Source organism: Brevundimonas nasdae (assembly GCF_016654005.1).
GTDB lineage: Bacteria > Pseudomonadota > Alphaproteobacteria > Caulobacterales > Caulobacteraceae > Brevundimonas > Brevundimonas nasdae.
Genome location: NZ_JAEPWN010000009.1, coordinates 13,938 through 31,262 on the forward strand (window position 1 = coordinate 13,938; position 17,325 = coordinate 31,262).

The 17,325-nt window shown below is 65.3% G+C and carries 14 protein-coding genes; 12 read left to right on the forward strand and 2 right to left on the reverse strand.

The features are described from left to right. The first annotated feature begins 51 nt into the window (after positions 1–51). The 3 genes from JKF87_RS13435 to JKF87_RS13445 all read left to right on the forward strand — a co-directional run bounded on the left by JKF87_RS13435 (position 52) and on the right by JKF87_RS13445 (position 4,102). A complete protein-coding gene (locus JKF87_RS13435; protein WP_201100409.1) occupies positions 52–2,601 on the forward strand; it encodes a TSCPD domain-containing protein in 2,550 nt (849 codons plus the stop codon). Between the two features lie 57 nt (positions 2,602–2,658). After that, entirely contained in the window at positions 2,659–3,153 is a 495-nt protein-coding gene (locus JKF87_RS13440) for a pentapeptide repeat-containing protein (RefSeq protein WP_201100410.1), read from the forward strand. An 82-nt stretch (positions 3,154–3,235) separates the two neighbouring features. Then, the gene (locus tag JKF87_RS13445; RefSeq protein WP_307418054.1) at positions 3,236–4,102 is read left to right on the forward strand and encodes a pentapeptide repeat-containing protein; all 867 of its coding nucleotides are present in this window, start codon (positions 3,236–3,238) and stop codon (positions 4,100–4,102) included. A 53-nt stretch (positions 4,103–4,155) separates the two neighbouring features. On the opposite strand, the gene aspS is transcribed toward JKF87_RS13445, so the two are convergent. After that, positions 4,156–5,988: an aspartate--tRNA ligase gene (gene aspS, locus JKF87_RS13450; RefSeq protein ID WP_201100411.1), complete on the reverse strand. Its 1,833-nt coding sequence runs from the start codon at positions 5,986–5,988 to the stop codon at positions 4,156–4,158. A 157-nt stretch (positions 5,989–6,145) separates the two neighbouring features. Between aspS and JKF87_RS13455 the strand changes: the two genes are divergently transcribed. From JKF87_RS13455 to JKF87_RS13480, 6 genes are all read left to right on the forward strand, one after another. Continuing rightward, a complete protein-coding gene (locus JKF87_RS13455; protein ID WP_201100412.1) occupies positions 6,146–6,433 on the forward strand; it encodes a YciI family protein in 288 nt (95 codons plus the stop codon). Positions 6,434–6,520: 87 nt separating this feature from the next. After that, positions 6,521–7,216 carry a P-loop NTPase family protein gene (locus JKF87_RS13460; protein ID WP_201100413.1) on the forward strand — a complete coding sequence of 232 codons (696 nt, stop codon included), beginning with the start codon at positions 6,521–6,523 and terminating at the stop codon, positions 7,214–7,216. Positions 7,217–7,344: 128 nt separating this feature from the next. Further along, positions 7,345–7,857: a DUF3617 domain-containing protein gene (locus tag JKF87_RS13465; RefSeq protein WP_201100414.1), complete on the forward strand. Its 513-nt coding sequence runs from the start codon at positions 7,345–7,347 to the stop codon at positions 7,855–7,857. Positions 7,858–8,149: 292 nt separating this feature from the next. Further along, positions 8,150–10,366 carry an RNA degradosome polyphosphate kinase gene (locus JKF87_RS13470; RefSeq protein WP_201100415.1) on the forward strand — a complete coding sequence of 739 codons (2,217 nt, stop codon included), beginning with the start codon at positions 8,150–8,152 and terminating at the stop codon, positions 10,364–10,366. Beyond that, a complete protein-coding gene (locus JKF87_RS13475) occupies positions 10,366–11,853 on the forward strand; it encodes a Ppx/GppA phosphatase family protein (RefSeq protein WP_201100416.1) in 1,488 nt (495 codons plus the stop codon). Before JKF87_RS13470 ends, JKF87_RS13475 begins: the two co-directional genes overlap by 1 nt. Positions 11,854–11,903: 50 nt before the next feature. Beyond that, positions 11,904–12,269, forward strand: a complete 366-nt coding sequence (locus tag JKF87_RS13480) for a VOC family protein (RefSeq protein ID WP_201100417.1) — start codon at positions 11,904–11,906, stop codon at positions 12,267–12,269. Here the strand turns inward: JKF87_RS13480 and rnd are convergent. Then, entirely contained in the window at positions 12,266–13,417 is a 1,152-nt protein-coding gene (rnd, locus tag JKF87_RS13485) for a ribonuclease D (RefSeq protein ID WP_201100418.1), read from the reverse strand. The genes JKF87_RS13480 and rnd overlap by 4 nt on opposite strands. 79 nt (positions 13,418–13,496) lie before the next feature. Between rnd and purM the strand changes: the two genes are divergently transcribed. From purM to JKF87_RS13500, 3 genes are all read left to right on the forward strand, one after another. Beyond that, entirely contained in the window at positions 13,497–14,534 is a 1,038-nt protein-coding gene (gene purM, locus JKF87_RS13490; protein WP_201100419.1) for a phosphoribosylformylglycinamidine cyclo-ligase, read from the forward strand. Between the two features lie 4 nt (positions 14,535–14,538). Further along, the gene (gene purN, locus JKF87_RS13495) at positions 14,539–15,123 is read left to right on the forward strand and encodes a phosphoribosylglycinamide formyltransferase (RefSeq protein ID WP_201100420.1); all 585 of its coding nucleotides are present in this window, start codon (positions 14,539–14,541) and stop codon (positions 15,121–15,123) included. 87 nt (positions 15,124–15,210) lie between these two features. Further along, positions 15,211–17,265 carry a M13 family metallopeptidase gene (locus JKF87_RS13500; RefSeq protein WP_201100421.1) on the forward strand — a complete coding sequence of 685 codons (2,055 nt, stop codon included), beginning with the start codon at positions 15,211–15,213 and terminating at the stop codon, positions 17,263–17,265. Positions 17,266–17,325: the final 60 nt, after the last annotated feature.

Below are 17,325 nucleotides of genomic sequence, written 5' to 3' on the forward strand. Positions count from 1 at the left end.
ACCCTATGACACGCCGTAATCTGAGTGAAGGCTTTCGGGAGACCTCGCCCAATGCGCTTTCAAACCGACCTCACCGTCCTCGCAGACCGAGTCGCGATGGAGACGCGCGAGGTCGAACGGGCCGCAGCGATTGAGACTGTTCTCGCTCCCTCCGGCTGGTCGGACGCCCAGATCGAGGCCTGGCTGGATTGGGCTGACGGTGACGAAGAAACGGGCGACTGGCTGAATGGCTCTGTTGAGGCCTGGATCGCGCCTTTGGTTCAGACGGGATTGTCGGAAGGCGTCTTCACCAATGCCGCCGAGGCACAGGCGTTCGCCGAGGAGTTGTCCGCCTCCATTCGCCTGGGGCTGGCGTCGCCTGCGTCCAGCGCCCCGAGCGCCACAGAGATCATCGATCTGTCCGATCCCAGCGCCCCCGCACGACTGGCGGACCATCGCGCGCGCCGCACCAGCGCCAGACTGGGGGCGCAGGCGGCAGAAGGCTTGGCCGACGCCCTATGCGCCGTCGCCGACGCGGTGGACCGCTGCGAGGGGCCGCATGGCGACTGCGCCAACCCGGCGCGGAATCCCGCCCTCGCCCGCGCCGGGGCCGCCGCACGTCGATGCGGCGCCAGCGACGCCGACATTCTGCGCGCCGCCGATGGCGAGCGGCCGTCCGCCTTTACGGCTGCAACGCCGAACACCGCCCCCTTGGCCGCACTTGCCGACCGGACCCAGATCGCGGCCGGAGCGCCGGAAGCCCTTCTGGCGGCCCAGACCATGCTGGATGGCGGCCTGATCCTGACATTCGATCCGCGTGACGCCGAAGCCCTGATCGGGCAGAGCATCGGGCGGGCGGTGCTGAACCTGGGCGCTGTCGCAGCATTGGGAGGCGACACGCCCGCCCTGCTGTCGCATCTGGCCCGACTTTGGACAGTGGCGCTCGATCTGCAGACCGCAACGCCACGTTCGATTGCGTTGGGACTGGAAGGCCTGCTGGCAGCATCCACCTCCGAGCCCGACATGGCGACGCACACCAAGGCTCTGGCCGCCATCGTCGCCGCCAGCGCGGCGGAAACCTCGGTCGAACTGGCCGCCGTGCGCGGCGCGGCGCCCGATTGGGACAGCCTCAAGGGCGAGGTTTCAGACGCCCGGACCGCGTCACAGCCCCGCCGCCATGCCGCCATCGGCCTGTTTGTCGACGACGCCACCGCCCGACTGCGCCTAGGCCTTGGCGCCATAAAGCCTGTTGACGTCTTCCAGACCGCTGACGGCGAGATCGGCAGGCGCCTGAACCCGGCGCTGGCCCAGATCATCACGCGCGAAGGCGGCGATGTGGAATCGGCCGAACGTCATCTGTTCGGCCGCCGCACCCTGGCGGAAGCGCCGGGCGTCGATCACACAGCCCTGCGCGCGCTCGGCTTCACCGACATTGAACTGGCCGCGATCGAACAGGGGCTGGCCTGGGCTGACGGGTTCGAAACCGTCTTCGCCGCGCCCGTTCTGGACTCCGGCTTCATCCGTGACGTGCTGGGCATGGAGGATGGCGAAGGGCCGCTGTTGAACCTGCTGGGCATATCTGAAGAAGCAGAGGCCGAAGCCGCACGCTGGGTCTTCGGCCATGGCGATCTGGCGAGCTGGGCCGATGCCCCTCAAGCCATTGCCGCACTGCTGGCCGATCCCGCCCATGCAGAAGCGGAGTTGCGGCGCGCAATCGCCCCGCTCAGCAACACCCCGGATGTCGCCGCTGAAACCATCGAATGGCGCGCCACTGCAGCCCAGGCCGCCCGGTTGATCAGTCAGGCGGCGATGGAAGGCCGCCGCGCCATTCGCCTGCAACGCGCCATCCCGCCGGTCGGGCCGCTGCTGGACCTGCCCAATCTCGACGCGCCGGTTCGCGCCGAAGCCCCCCGCCCAGCGCCACAACCGACGCCCGAACGGATCGTGGAGCGCGTGGTCGAGCGTCAGCGGGCGCGCCGCAAACTGCCCGACCGCCGCAAGGGCTATATCCAGAAGGCCGCTGTCGGCGGGCACAAGGTCTATATCCACACCGGCGAATACGAAGACGGGGAACTGGGCGAGATCTTCATCGACATGCACAAGGAAGGCGCCGCCTTCCGCAGCCTGATGAACAATTTCGCCATCGCCATCTCGATCGGCCTGCAATACGGCGTGCCGCTGGATGAGTTCGTGGATGCGTTTGTCTTCACCCGGTTCGAGCCGGCGGGGCGGGTCACGGGCAATGACTCGATCAAGTCCGCCACCTCGATCCTGGACTATATCTTCCGCGAACTGGGCGTCTCCTATCTGGACCGGGGCGAACTGGCGAATGCCGAACCTGAAGCGCTGAACGCCGATGGTCTGGGCGAAGCCCCGCCGCAGGGCGAGGCGGTTCCCGCTGCCCGTTTCATCTCCAAGGGGTTTGCGCGCGGCTCGGCGCCGGACAATCTGGTCGTGCTGCCGTTCGGCAAGAAGGCTGATCCGGAAGGCAGGACAGCCGCCAACACCGAGGCCGTGGCCTGCCCTTCGTGCGGTGATTTCAGCCTGCAGCAACGCGGCGCAGCCTGGGTCTGCGACACCTGCGGCGCGGCGCCTGCGCTCAAGGGCGGCGATCAGGGGTAAATTAAGGGATTTGGCCTAGGCTTTGCTGGAAGACGATCAAACGTCGGAGCCCGGTCCATGAAGAATACAATCCGTCTCGGCCTGATCGCCGCCGCTCTGCTGGCGGCAGCCACGCCCGCCCTCGCCCAGAATGCAGGCCAGATCGCCAGCGTGCGGCGCGGCGCATCCTGTGCAGGCTGCAACCTGTTTCAGGGTGATTTCTCGGGTCTGGAAGTGCGCGGCCTGAACCTGTCGGGCGCGCGTCTGCGTCAGGCGGACCTCAGCCTCAGCGTCATGAACCGCACGCGCTTCTCCAACGCCGACCTGCGTGATGTCGAGGCCTATGGGGCCGTTCTGTCCAGTTCGAACTTCTCCGGCGCTAACCTGACCAACGCCAGCTTTGTGGGCGCCTATCTGCAAGGTGCCAACTTCTCGGGCGCGACCCTGGCCGGGACCAATCTGTCCGGCGCACAACTGAACCGCGCGACCGGCCTGACGCAGAGCCAGTTGAACCGCGCCTGCGGCGACGGCTCCACAATCCTGCCCGCCGGCCTGCGCATTCCCGCCTGCTGAAAGCCTGAGACCTGTCCGCGTTTTAACGAAGTTACCTCGATTTAAGTAGGTGCGCCGGGGGTTTCGGGGCATTCAGTGGCTTGTGAAACAGATCGCTCGACATCTTCGGACTGGCTCCGCATTCGCCCTTCTGGCCATCGGCGGCGTGCTTCTCGCCTCGCCGGCGGTGGCTGAAGTTTCGGTGACTATTCAGGACCGTGACGTGGCCCGCTCGGTGTCGCTGGGCGGTTCATGCAACCGCTGCGAACTGTCCGGTCGCAACCTGTCCGGGGCCGCCTTCACCGGCGCCAGCTTCATGAATGCGACCCTGGTAGGCGCAAATCTGCGCGGTGCCGAAATGGTCGGCTCCAACTTCACGGGCAGCGATTTCAGCCGCGCCAATCTGTCAGGCGTCCAGATCGTCGGCGCCAACTTCACCTCAACCAACTTCACCCGCGCTGTGCTGACAGGGGCCGAGGCGCAGGGGTCATCCTTTGTGCGGGCGAACATGACCAACGCCGACCTGACCGGCGGCGAAATGCACGGCGTGAACTTCAGCAACGCCACCCTGATGAACACCAAATTCGTCGGTGCGGAACTGTTTGGCGCAACCTTGGCCAATGTCACAGCCACAGGCGCGGATTTCAGCGGCTCAGAAATGAATGCCGCCAATATGAGAGGTGGCGATTTCAGCAACGCTCGCTTCGTCTCGGCGACTTTAGATGGAGCACGCCTGTCAGACGGGCGTTTCTCCAGAGCCGATTTCACCGACGTCTCCATGCGGCGTGCCGATATTCGCGGAGCCGACCTGTCTGAGGCGCGCGGCCTGACACAGGATCAGGTCGGTGAGGCCTGCGGCGACGAAACAACCCGGCTGCCCGGCCGATTGACGGCGATGGCTTGCCGCGGGTCGGTGCGGGTAATCCGATCGCCGACGCCGCCAACACCGCCCACTCCGCCTCGACGGTAAACAAAAAAGGGGACGCCGAAGCGTCCCCTTTGTCATTTCTGACCTGACGTCGATCAGACCTTGATCGGCGGGGCGGTACGGATGTGCAGTTCCTTCAACTGCTTGTCAGCAACCGGCGACGGCGCGCTCATCAGCAGGTCTTCGCCCTGCTGGTTCAGCGGGAAGGCGATGACTTCGCGGATGGCCGTCTGGTTGGCCAGCAGCATGACGATGCGGTCGATGCCGGGGGCCAGACCGCCGTGCGGCGGCGCGCCATAGCGGAAGGCGTTCAACATGCCGCCGAACTGTTCTTCGACCACCGAGGCGTCATAGCCCGCAATGTCGAAGGCCTTCAGCATGATCTCCGCCTTGTGGTTCCGGATCGCGCCCGAGCACAGCTCATAGCCGTTGCAGACGATGTCGTACTGATAGGCGCGGATGGTCAGAGGATCCTGCGTCTCCAAAGCCTCCAGTCCGCCCTGCGGCATCGAGAAGGGGTTGTGGCTGAAGTCGACCTTCTTCTCTTCTTCCGACCATTCGAACATCGGGAAGTCGACGATCCAGCAGAACTTGAACTGGTTCTCGTCGACCAGCTTCAGCTCCGTGCCGACACGGGTGCGGGCCAGGCCTGCGAACTTGGCGAAGACCGACGGCAGACCGGCGGTGAAGAAGGCGGCGTCGCCCTTGCCCAGGCCAAGCGAAGCCATCAGAGCCTCGGTCGGCTCCTGCCCCAGGTTCTTGGCGATGGGACCGCCCCATGCACCCTGATCGTCGGACCAGAAGATGTAGCCCAGACCGGGCTGGCCTTCGCCCTGGGCCCACGAATTCATGCGGTCGCAGAAGGCGCGCGAGCCGCCGGTCGGCGCCGGAATGGCCCAGACGGCGTTCTTTTCGTCTGCGTCCAGAATTTTGGCGAACAGACCGAAACCGCCGCCGCGGAAGTGGTCGGATACCACCTGCATCTTGATCGGGTTGCGCAGGTCCGGCTTGTCCGAACCGTACCAGGCCATCGACTGGGCATAGGTCAGACGCTCGAAGCCCTTATGCTCCAGCGTCTCGCCGAAATCGTTGGTGAAGACGTGCGCGCCGTCGATGGGCGACACCGGCTTGCCATCGCTGAACTCTTCGAACACGCCGTGCATCACGGGCTCGATGGCGGCGAAGACGTCTTCCTGGGTGACGAAGCTCATTTCCACATCGAGCTGGTAGAATTCCAGCGAACGGTCGGCGCGCAGGTCTTCGTCGCGGAAGCAGGGCGCGATCTGGAAATAACGGTCAAAGCCAGAGACCATCAGCAGTTGCTTGAACTGCTGAGGTGCCTGCGGCAGCGCATAGAACTTCTCGGGGTGCAGACGCGACGGCACCAGGAAGTCACGCGCGCCTTCCGGCGACGAAGCCGTCAGGATCGGGGTTTGGTATTCTAGGAAGCCCTGGCCGAACATGCGGTTGCGGATCGATTGGATCACCTTGGACCGCAGCACGATGTTCTTGTGCAGCGTCTCACGGCGCAGATCCAGGAAACGGTTCTTCAGACGGATTTCTTCCGGATATTCCGGCTCGCCGAAGACCGGAAGCGGCAGCTCGGCGGCTTCCGACAGAACCTCGACCGCCTTGACGCGGACTTCGATCTCGCCGGTCGGCAGGTTGGCGTTGACGGTGCCGTCCTCACGCCCGACGACCTCGCCGTCGATCTTGATGACGCTTTCGGCGCGCAGACGCTCAACTGCCGCAAAGCCCGGCGTCTCCGGGTGCAGCACCAGTTGCGTCAGGCCGTAGTGGTCGCGCAGGTCGATGAACAGCAGGCCGCCGTGGTCGCGCTTGCGGTGAACCCAGCCCGACAGCCGGACATTCGAGCCTGCATCCGTCGACCGGAGGGCGCCGCAGTTATGGGAGCGATAGGCGTGCATGAGAATCGTCTGGACTGGGCCGCGCGCGCGGCGAAAATCGGAAGCGGCGTAGGGCGCACCATCCCCCCCGAAAGTCAAGGTTTGGGCCAAGGTTTAGGCCGTTGCAAAGGCCGCTGGACCGCGCGATAGCCTGCGTCATCAACCCGGAAGGCAGCCCATGTTCGTCGTCACCATCACCTACACCAAGCCGATTGAAGCGATTGAAGCCAAGACGGTCGAACACCGCGCCTGGCTGGACCAGCATGTGGCCAGCGGTCTGGTGATTGCAGCCGGCCCGATGGTTCCGCGCACCGGCGGCATCCTGATCGTGCGCAGCGGCGGCACGAAGGAAGAGCTGATCGCCCTGCTGAAAGACGACCCGTTCCAGGTCGCCGACCTGGCCACCTACACCGTGACCGAGTTCAATGCGGGCAAGTTGAACCCCGCCCTGGCTCCATTCGCCTGATTTCATCCACAAAACGGCCCTTTCCCTCCCCAAGACCAACAGGGTGGGGCCTAAGCGGTCGGCGGCCGCGTCTGCTATGACAGTCCCATGACTGCGCAGAGCGCCCCGCCCCCATCCGCTGAAGAACAGCTGCGGCTGCCGTTGGAACGACACGGCGAAGCCGAGGCATTTGTCGTGTCTGACAGCAATGCGGACGCAGCCGGCGTTCTGGCGCGCTGGCCGGACGGGGTCGGCTCGGTGCTGTCGCTTTATGGCCCGCCAGGATCAGGCAAGAGCCGACTGGCCGCCGAATGGGCGGAACGGGTCGGCGCCATGCCCCTGCACGGCGCAGAAGCCGCCCTGATTGATCCGCTGGAGCTGGAGGGCCGCCCCGTCCTGCTGGATCGCGCGCCGGACGCAGACGACGAAAGCCTGTTTCACCTGATCAATCTGGCCAATGCCGGGGGCGGCGCCCTGTTGCTGGTGTCGCGCGATGCGCCGCGTAGCTGGACCGTCGCCCTGCCCGACCTGCGTTCCAGACTGGACGCCCTGCGCACCGTCGCCGTCGAAGCGCCGGACGATGTGGTTCTGTCCGCCATCCTGCGCGCGCGCTTCGCCGAACGCAGCATCGCGCCCGCCGATGAGGTGATCGACTATCTGGTGCGTCGCCTCGATCGTTCTGCAGAAACGGCGGCGACGGTGGTGGAGCGGCTGGACGCTTTACACCGCCCGGTCACGCGCGTTCTGGCGCGCCAGGTGCTGGACGAGATGCAAAAGCCTGAGAGTGTCGACGACGCTGATTGACGCGTCTGTTCCACATTCTGAGAAGAACGCGTTTCAGACACAATCCACACGAAAATATTGAACGTATGGCGAAGACGTGACGTTGGGCTGCTGGAGCGGGATAGGCTCCGGATAGGGAAACGTCTAAAATGCGCGTTCAGATTGCTCTGATCTCCGCCGTCGCTTTGCTGGCGGCATGTTCCAACCCTGACAACAAGACCAAGACGGAAGGCGACGGCGCTGCTGCGCCTGCAGCCCCGGCTGCGGCGACCATGCCTGCGCCCAAGCCCGGTCTGTGGCAGCAGACGATTTCGGGCGGCGCCATGCCCGCCCCGACGACCGTCAAGATGTGCGTCGGCCCGACGGTGGAAGGCGAAAATCCCTTCAGCGCCCCGCAACCCGGCGTGGCGTGCAGCGAGAACAGCGTCAAGGCTGCACCAGGCGGCGCCGAGTTCCACTCGGTCTGCAATGCGCAAGGCATGACCGTCACCTCGGACGGCAAGGTCTCCGGCAATATGGATTCCGCCTACAAGATCGACATCACGACCAAGACCGCCGGTCCTAATGTTCCGCCGCAGATGGCCGAGATGAAGATGACCATCGACGCCACGCGTCTGGGCGACTGCCCGGCGGGCACGGCGCCCGGCGCCGTCGTCCAGTAAGCCTGCTGAAAAGGGACGGTCGAAAGGCCGTCCCGACTTTCCGCCTAACGCTGCTGTCGGCGTCTCCAGCGGCGCAATAGACGATAGGGGCTGGGTTGGCCCAGCAGATCCCACACAAAGGCGAGTATCAACAGGGCGACGATAAGGGCCGCAAGCGCGAGCATGATTTAATCCTGAACAGGTCGCCTTGGGGAGAAGGCCGCGCAAGATAGCGCCGATATCTTACGCTGCGCCATCATGAAAATGCCTGCGGCGACTTGCGACTGTCATAGTCGCGCGCGACAACCACGACATGACTGACGCAGCGATCCATGACGCCACCCGTGGCGAGGAAGTCCCCGCCTCGCGCGCCCCGCAACTGGCGCTGAATGAAGAGCTGATCAACTCGCCCACGCGGTTCTTCAACCGCGAAACCTCCTGGCTGGCGTTCAATGAGCGTGTGCTGGAAGAGGCGGCGAACCCGAACCACCCCTTGCTGGAACGCCTGCGCTTCCTGTCGATCTCGGCCAATAATCTGGACGAGTTCTTCATGACCCGGGTTGCGGGCCTGAAAGGGCAGTTGCGCGAGCGCGTGCGGGTTCTGTCCGCCGACGGCCTGACGCCTGCCGAACAGTTGGAGCAGATCAATGTCGCGGCCGGCGAGCTGATGGCTGAACAGCAGGTCCGCTGGCGTCAGCTGAAGAAGGAGCTGATCGGCGCCGGGATCGAGGTCGTCGACCGCCACCAGATCACCAAGACCGAGCGTGATCGGCTGGAGCCCGAGTTCCTGAACCAGTTGTTCGCGGTTCTGACGCCTCTGGCCATCGACCCGGCGCACCCTTTCCCCTTCCTGCCCAATCTGGGTTTCTCGCTGGCGCTGAAGCTGAAGCGCAAGGGCGAGGCCAAGACCTTCTACGCGCTGGTGCCAGTGCCGACCCAGGTGCGCCGCTTCTGGGAATTGCCGACCGACGGCCGCTCCACGCCGGGCCGCAAGCGGTTCATCACGCTGGAAAACGTGCTGCTGCTGTTCATCGATCACCTGTTCCCGGGCTGCGAGGTTCTGGAAAAGGGGGTGCTGCGCCTGATCCGCGACAGCGATATCGAAATCGAGGAAGAGGCCGAGGACCTGGTTCTGGAGTTCGAAGAGGCGTTGAAACAGCGGCGTCTCGGATCGGTCGTGCGCGTCAAGATCGAGGCCTCCATGCCGGGCGACCTTCGCGACTTCATCGTCGGCGAGCTTGAGGCCGCGCCGCAGGACGTTGTTCTGGTCGATGGGATGCTGGGTCTGGCGCAGTTGTCCGACCTGATCCCCGCCGGTCACCCAGACCTGAAGTTCAAGGCCTATGAGCCGCGCTATCCTGAGAGGGTGCGCGACTTCGGCGGCGACATCTTCGCGGCGGTCCGTGAAAAGGACATGCTGATCCACCACCCGTTCGAAAGCTTCGACGTGGTTGTGCAGTTCCTGCGTCAAGCCGCCCGCGATCCGAACGTGCTGGCCATCAAACAGACCCTGTATCGGACATCGAAAGACAGCCCCATCGTGGCCGCCCTGATCGAAGCGGCCGAGAATGGCAAGAACGTCACCGCTCTGGTTGAACTGAAGGCGCGGTTCGACGAAGAAGCCAATCTGCGGTGGGCCCGGGCGATGGAGCGGGCGGGGGTCCACGTCGTCTTCGGCTTCGTGGAGTACAAGACCCACGCCAAGCTGAGCGTGGTGGTGCGACGCGAGGGCGAGGGCCTTCGCACCTATTGCCACTTCGGCACCGGCAACTATCACCCGGTCACGGCCAAGATTTACACCGACCTGTCGCTGTTCAGCTGCGACCCTGTTCTGAGCCGCGACGCCAGCCGGGTGTTCAACTACATCACCGGCTACGCCACGCCGGACGAACTGGAGGCGCTGGTCGTCTCGCCGCTGAACATGAAATCCACTCTAATCGAACTGATCGGCAAGGAGATGTCGGCGGCGGCGATGGGCAAGCCCGCCGCCATCTGGGTCAAGCTGAACTCGCTGGTGGACCCCGAAATCATCGACGCCCTGTACCGCGCCAGCCAATGGGGCGTGCGAATCGACCTGGTCGTGCGCGGCATCTGCTGCCTGCGTCCGGGCGTGACGGGTCTGTCGGAGAACATCCGGGTCAAGTCGATCGTCGGCCGATTCCTGGAGCACAGCCGCATCGTCTGCTTCGCTAACGGCAAGGATCTGCCGCACGACAAGGCCAAGGTTTTCATCTCGTCGGCCGACTGGATGACGCGCAATCTGGACCGTCGGGTCGAGGTGATGACGCCCATCCGCAACGCCACCGTCCATGATCAGGTGCTGGACCAGATCATGGTCGCCAATCTGAAGGACGACGCCCAAAGCTGGGTGCTGGACGCCGAGGGCCGTTACACCCGCGTGCAGCCCGCCGATCCTGAACGCCCCTTCTCGGCGCACAAGTATTTCATGACCAATCCCAGCCTGTCGGGCCGCGGCCGCAAGGTGAAGACCCTGCCTTCGGTCCTTCGCTATGAGCGTCCAGGCCGCTGATGCCGGATATCGAACTCCCAGGCCGTGAGATCGCGGCCATCGACATCGGCTCCAACTCGGTTCGCCTGGTGCTGTACCGGCTGGAAGGCCGGGCGATCTGGACCGTATTCAACGAGAAGGTTCTGGCCGGTCTGGGCCGCGACCTGCCGACCACGGGCAAGCTGTCGCGCGAAGGCGTGACAATGGCGATGACGGCCCTGCGCCGCTTCGCCGCTGTCCTCGAGGGCGTTCGTCCCCACACCACCCTTATCGCCGCCACCGCCGCCGTGCGCGAGGCCAAGGACGGCCCAGACTTCTGCCGGCGCGTAGCCGAAGAGACCGGCCTGGTCATCCGCGTGTTGTCGGGCGAGGAAGAGGCCAAATACGCCGCCATGGGGGTTCTGGCCGGGGCGCCCAGCGCGCACGGTGTTTCCGCCGACATGGGCGGGACCAGTTTGGAACTGACGCGTCTGAACGGCCACGGCGTCGAACATGGCATGACCCTGCCGCTGGGGCCATTCGCCTTGGCCGAGGGAAAGGGTTTCGACGGCGCCCGCATCAAGGCCCGGATCGACGAACGACTTAGGCCGGTCGCCAGCCAGTTCCGCTCGGATCGGCTTTACGCCGTCGGCGGCGCCTGGCGCACCCTGGCCCAGGTGCAGATGTCGCTGAAATCCTATCCGCTAAAAGTCGTGCATCAGTACGAAATGTCGGCGGAAGATGCACTGGAGACAGCGCGGCTGGTCGCCCAGCAATCGGCGGCGGGCTTGGCGAAACTACCCGGCGTCTCCAAGAAACGCGCCGAGACCCTGCCCTACGCCGGCCTGGTGTTGGAAGGCCTAATCAACAATCTGGGCCTGAAGACCATCGAGATGTCCGCCTGGGGCGTCCGCGAAGGTCTGTTGTTCGAGACCCTTGATGAGACCGTGCGAACGGCGGACCCGCTGTTGGCAGGCTGTGCGGCGCTTGGCGGGCGTCAGGGCATTGACCCCGCGCTGCCCGGCGCCCTGACCCGCTGGATCGCCGACATCGTCGCCGCCCTGCCCTCCGCCTTCGGCGAAATCCGCGATGAGGTGCTGACCCGCGCCGCCTGCCGTCTGGCCGATCTGGGCGCCCGACTGCATCCCGACCACCGGCTGGAGCTGGTGTTCGACCAAGTTCTGCGTGCGCCCGTCGCAGGCATCAGCCACGCTGAACGCGCCTTTCTGGCCAGTGTGATGAACGCCCGCTATGGCGGCGGATCCGCCACGCCCCAGCCCGATGCGGTCAATCGCCTGCTGAGCGATGACGCCCGACGCCGCGCACGGGCGCTGGGTCTGGCGATCCGGCTGGCCTGTGATCTGTCGGGCCGTTCCGCCCAGTTGCTGAACAACGCGGCGGCGCGGGTGAAGGGCGGCGACCTGCGCCTGACGGCGGAACACGGCTATGACGACGTGCTGCTGGGCGAACAGACGAAAAAGCGCGCAAAGGCCTTGGCCGAGGCCATGGGACTGGGTCTGTCGATCTAGACAGACCCACAGACAAGGGTCAGCCTGTCTCGGACAATAGGGAGGCGATCATGCCCGTAACCGGAATCGGCGGCTTCTTTTTTCGCGCGCAGGACCCGCAGGCCCTTGCCGCCTGGTATCTGAAACATCTGGGCGTCGGCGCGCCCGAAGGTCAATTCCTGTGGGACCAGCAGGCGGGCCCCACCGTCTTTTCGCCCTTCCCGCAGACCACCGACTATTTCGCAGCCGAGAAGGGCTGGATGCTGAACCTGCGCGTCGAAGGTCTGGACGACCTGCTGACCGCGCTTAGAGCCGCTGGAATAGAGGTCATCACCAAGGACGAATGGGACGCCACGCCCGAAATCGGTCGTTTCGCCCGCATCCATGACCCGGAAGGCAACCCCATCGAACTGTGGCAGCCGCCCCGCGAAAACTAGCCTTCGATTTCCACGACCTCGACGCGCGATCCGCTGAGGACCAGGGCGATTTCGCCGCGCTTCAGCTTCAAGGCGTCCTCACCGAACAACTGACGGCGCCAGCCCTTCATGGCCTCAACATCGGCGTCGTCGCTGATGGCGATCTTCTCCAGATCGGCCGATGTGGCGATCAGCTTGGAGGCCACGCCCGCATTGTCGCTCTTGGCCTTCAGCAACACCTTCAGCAGTTCGACCACCGACGGCGGCGCGGGCTGACGGTGGGCCGGGCGCTCCATTTCCGGGGCATGCGCCTCAGGATCAGCCAGGACACGCTTCAGCTCTTCGGCCAGCTCCAGGCCCAGGCGCGATCCGCCAAAACCCTTCGGCACCGAACGCAGACGGTTGAAGGCCTCGGTGTCGGTCGGCGTCTGCTGGGCGATCTCGTCGATGCCCTCGTCCTTAAGGATGCGGCCGCGCGGTTGGTCACGCTCCTGCGCGGCGCGTTCGCGCCAGACGGCGACAGCCTTGAACGCAGCCAGATACTTGGCCGAGAACTTCTTGGGCTTCAGACGCTTCCACGCGTTCTCGGGATTGGTGTCATAGATGGCCGGATCGACCAGACCTTCCATCTCGGTCGTCACCCAGTCCAGACGCCCCTCCTTGGCCAGCCGATCGCGCAGCTTGGGATAAAGGGCCGCCAGATGGGTCACGTCGCCCAGGGCATAGACCAGTTGGCTTTCCGACAACGGGCGACGGCCCCAGTCGGTGAAGCGGCTGCCCTTGTCCACCTCGATGCGCAGCATCTGACGAACCAGCGAATCATAGGCCACCTGTTCGCCGAAGCCCGCCGCCATGGCCGCAACCTGGGTGTCGAACATGGGCTTGGGCATGGCGCCCAGACGCACGAAGATTTCAACATCCTGTCTGCAGGCGTGAAAGACCTTCACGATCTTCTCGTCACGCAGCAGGTTCAGGAAGGGCTCAAGATCCAGGCCCTCGGCCATCGGATCAATGATTCCGGCATGTTCGCTGGACGCCGCCTGAATCAGGCACAGGCGCGGCCAATAGGTCGTCTCCCGCATGAACTCGGTGTCGACCGTAATGAACGGGGCGGCGGACAGGCGGGCGCAGAACTCGGCCAGCGCCTCATTGGTGGTGATTGGCGTCATTCCGGTGCTATAGCCCCGCGCAACCTACCTGTGGCAAGAGCCGCGCTGCATTTCCGCCCCGATTCAGGCCCTGAAAACCATGAGCGACACCCAAAAGCCTCTCGAAAACGGCCTGACCTACGCCGACGCGGGCGTGGACATCGACGCAGGCGAGTTGCTGGTCGAACACATCAAGCCCCTGGCCAAGTCCACGGCGCGCCCCGGATCGGAGCCCTCGCTGGGCGGTTTCGGCGCCCTGTTCGACCTGAAGGCCGCCGGTTTTGAAGACCCGCTGATCGTCAGCACCACGGACGGCGTCGGCACCAAGCTGAAAATCGCCATCGAGACCGGCCGCCATGACGGCGTCGGCGTCGACCTGGTCGCCATGTGCGTCAACGACCTGCTGGCCCAGGGCGCCGAGCCGCTGCTGTTCCTCGACTATTACGCCACGGGCCGCCTTGAGATCGACGCCGCCCGCCGCGTGGTCGCAGGCATCGCCGAGGGCTGCCGTCAGGCTGGCGCGGCTCTGGTCGGGGGCGAGACCGCCGAAATGCCGGGCATGTACACCGAAGGCGACTATGACCTGGCGGGCTTCAGCCTGGGCGCCGTCGAGCGCGGCCACGCCCTGCCCTATCTGGATCGTCAGGCGGCGGGCGACGTGATCATCGGCCTGGCCTCCACCGGCCCGCACTCCAACGGCTATTCGCTGGTGCGCAAGGTGGTCGAGAAATCCGGTCTGGCCTGGGGCGATGACGCGCCCTTCGCCAAGGACCGCTCGCTGGCGCAGGCCCTGATGGAGCCGACCCGCATCTATGTGAAGCCGGTCCTGCCGCTGATGAAGGCCGGTCTGGTCAAGGGTGCGGCCCACATCACGGGCGGCGGCCTGATCGAAAACCCGCCGCGCTGCATCGCCGACGGTCTGCAGGCGGCGTTCGACTGGGATTCGTGGCCCATGCCCGCCGTCTTCCAGTGGCTGGCCGAAACCGGCGGCATCAGCGACCACGAAATGCGCCGCACCTTCAACTGCGGCGTCGGCTTCATCCTGATCGTCGCGCCCGAGAACGCAGAACCCGTTCTGGCCGCCCTGCTGAACGCCGGCGAAGTCGCCTTCGTCTGCGGACAACTGGAAGCCGCCTGATCCGATGAAAACACGCGTCGCCGTCCTGATATCGGGGACTGGCTCCAACATGGCCGCCCTGATCGACGCTGCGAAAGCGCCTGCCTGCGCTTATGAGGTCGTGCTGGTGCTCTCGAATATCGAGGGTGCGGGCGGGTTGGCCCTGGCCGAAGACGCGGGCGTCAGGACGGCGACCATCGCCCACAAACCCTTCGGCAAGGACCGTGAGGCGCATGAGAAGGCGGTGGATCAGGCGCTGCGCGGCGCCGGGGTCGAGGTGATCGCCCTGGCGGGCTATATGCGCGTGCTGACGCCCTGGCTTGTCGGTGGGTGGCGCGGGCGGATGCTGAACATTCACCCCAGCCTGCTGCCTCTATACCCCGGCCTGGACACCCATGCGCGCGCCATCGCGGCTGGAGACGCCGAAGCGGGCTGCACCGTGCATCTGGTGACCGAGGGTGTCGATGAAGGCCCCGTCCTGGGTCAGGCGCGCGTGCCGATCCTGCGGGGCGATACGCCCGCCCTGCTGGCTGAGCGGGTCAAGACCGCCGAACACAGGCTTTATCCGCAACAGTTGGGCGTTTTCTGCCGGGGTCTGGAGCGCGCCTGAACGCGCCCTATATTACCAAATCTTAATGCGACAGCCTGTCGCACCGGCGCGAAGGTGCCGCCCAATAGAAACAGGATCTGTCCCTAAATGAATCGCATTCGTCTGATGGCCGCCTGCTCGGCCTGCATCGTGGTCGCCCTGACGGGCGGCGGTGCTTCGGCTCAGGAACATTCGCATGGCGGCGCGGGCGCCCATTCGCCCTTCGGAGCCTGGGGCTTTGACCTGGCAGGCCGCGACACGGCGGTGAAGCCCGGCGACGATTTCAACGAATATGCGAACGGGACCTATCTGCGGACGACGGAAATCCCTGCCGACAAGGCCCGCTTCGGCCCGTTCGACGTCCTGTATGAGAACGCCCAGTCGCAGCTGAAATCCATCATCGAGACCAGCGCCGCCAATCCGACGAACGACAACGCCCGCAAGGTCGGCGCCCTGTACGCCAGCTTCATGGACGAAGCCCGCGTCGAGCAACTGGGCGCCCAGCCGCTGGCCGCTGATCTGGCCGCGATCAAGGCCGTGACCGATCGTTCGGGCGTCGCGCGTCTGATGGGCCAGTCGCATTCGAAGTTCGGCGGCTCTTTGTTTGGCGTCGACGTGTTCGAAGACCTGCAGAATCCGGACCTGAACTCGGCCTATCTGGGTCAGGGCGGCCTGGGCCTGCCGGACCGCGACTATTATCTGAAGCCTGATTTCGCCAGCCAGCGCGAAGCCTATCTGGCCTATCTGACCCGCACCCTGACCGCCATCGGCTGGACCGATCCGGCCAAGTCCGCCGCCGACATCCTGGCCTTCGAAACCAAGGTCGCTGAGAAGCACTGGACCACGGTCGAACGTCGCCAGATCGACAAGATCTACAACCCGACCAAGGTTGCAGACCTGGCGACCCAGGCCCCCGGCTTTGATTGGGCCGCCTTCCTGGACGGCGCCCAGATCGCAAACGTCGACACTTTGGTGGTGATGGAGAACACCGCCATTCCGGGCATCGCCCAGGTGTTCGCCGACACGCCGGTCGAAACCCTTAAGGCCTGGCAGGCCTCGCAACTGGCCGATCAGGCCGCGCCTTACCTGTCCAAGGCCTTCGTGGATTCGCGCTTCGAGTTCCGCGGCAAGACCCTGCGCGGCCAGCCGGAGAACCGTCCGCGCTGGAACCGCGGCGTGGCCCTGGTCGACGGCCAGCTGGGCGAGGTGCTGGCCCAAGAATATGTGCGCCTGCACTTCCCCGCCTCGTCCAAGGCCCAGATGGAGACGCTGGTCGGCAACATCAGCGCCGCCATGACCGAGCGCCTGAAGAACCTGGACTGGATGAGCGAGGCCACGCGCCAGCAGGCCCTCTACAAGATGTCCAAGTTCGGCGTGAAGATCGGCTATCCCGACAAGTGGCGCAGCTATGACGGTCTGGAGCTGACCGCCAACGACCTCTACGGCAATGTCGAACGTTCCTGCGCCTTCGAATGGGCCTTCAAGCGCGCCAAGATCGGCAAGCCGGTCGATCCGCTGGAATGGGGCATGACGCCCCAGACGGTGAACGCCTATTACAACCCGCCGCGCAACGAGATCGTCTTCCCGGCCGCCATCCTGCAGGCGCCCTTCTTCGACCCGAACGCGGACGCAGCGGTCAACTATGGCGGCATCGGCGCGGTCATCGGCCACGAGATCACCCACGGCTTCGACGATCAGGGCCGCAAGTCCGACGGCGATGGCGTGCTGCGCGACTGGTGGACGCCGGAAGACGCCGCCCGCTTCGAAGAACGCGCCAAGGTGCTGGGCGCCATCTATGACTCGCTGGAGCCCCTGCCCGGCATGCACGTCAACGGCGAGCTGACCATGGGCGAGAACATCGCCGACCTGGGTGGACTGCTGCTGGCGCTGGACGCCTATCACAAGTCCCTGAACGGCCAGCCCGCGCCCGTGATCGATGGCCTGACCGGCGATCAACGCGTCTTCCTGGGCTGGGCGCAGGTCTGGCGCGAGAAATCGCGCGAGGCGGCGCTGAAGGAGCAGCTGACCACCGACCCGCACTCGCCGGGCGCCGTGCGTGCCGCCACCTCGCCGCGCAACATCGACGCCTGGTACGCCGCCTTCGGCGTCTCGCCGGATCAGAAGGAGTTCATCGCTCCCGAGGCCCGCGCGCGCATCTGGTAAGGCGATACGGCCACAAAACGACAGCGGCCCCGGAGAGCGATCTCCGGGGCCGTTTTCTTT

What these genes read in the sequence shown, in the direction of transcription:
- JKF87_RS13435 (WP_201100409.1), top strand. Translation starts at nt 52, where the DNA reads ATGCGCTTTCAAACCGACCTCACCGTCCTCGCAGACCGAGTCGCGATG.
- JKF87_RS13440 (WP_201100410.1), top strand. Translation starts at nt 2,659, where the DNA reads ATGAAGAATACAATCCGTCTCGGCCTGATCGCCGCCGCTCTGCTGGCG.
- aspS (WP_201100411.1), bottom strand. Translation starts at nt 5,988, where the DNA reads ATGCACGCCTATCGCTCCCATAACTGCGGCGCCCTCCGGTCGACGGAT.
- JKF87_RS13455 (WP_201100412.1), top strand. Translation starts at nt 6,146, where the DNA reads ATGTTCGTCGTCACCATCACCTACACCAAGCCGATTGAAGCGATTGAA.
- JKF87_RS13460 (WP_201100413.1), top strand. Translation starts at nt 6,521, where the DNA reads ATGACTGCGCAGAGCGCCCCGCCCCCATCCGCTGAAGAACAGCTGCGG.
- JKF87_RS13465 (WP_201100414.1), top strand. Translation starts at nt 7,345, where the DNA reads ATGCGCGTTCAGATTGCTCTGATCTCCGCCGTCGCTTTGCTGGCGGCA.
- JKF87_RS13470 (WP_201100415.1), top strand. Translation starts at nt 8,150, where the DNA reads ATGACTGACGCAGCGATCCATGACGCCACCCGTGGCGAGGAAGTCCCC.
- JKF87_RS13475 (WP_201100416.1), top strand. Translation starts at nt 10,366, where the DNA reads ATGCCGGATATCGAACTCCCAGGCCGTGAGATCGCGGCCATCGACATC.
- JKF87_RS13480 (WP_201100417.1), top strand. Translation starts at nt 11,904, where the DNA reads ATGCCCGTAACCGGAATCGGCGGCTTCTTTTTTCGCGCGCAGGACCCG.
- rnd (WP_201100418.1), bottom strand. Translation starts at nt 13,417, where the DNA reads ATGACGCCAATCACCACCAATGAGGCGCTGGCCGAGTTCTGCGCCCGC.
- purM (WP_201100419.1), top strand. Translation starts at nt 13,497, where the DNA reads ATGAGCGACACCCAAAAGCCTCTCGAAAACGGCCTGACCTACGCCGAC.
- purN (WP_201100420.1), top strand. Translation starts at nt 14,539, where the DNA reads ATGAAAACACGCGTCGCCGTCCTGATATCGGGGACTGGCTCCAACATG.
- JKF87_RS13500 (WP_201100421.1), top strand. Translation starts at nt 15,211, where the DNA reads ATGAATCGCATTCGTCTGATGGCCGCCTGCTCGGCCTGCATCGTGGTC.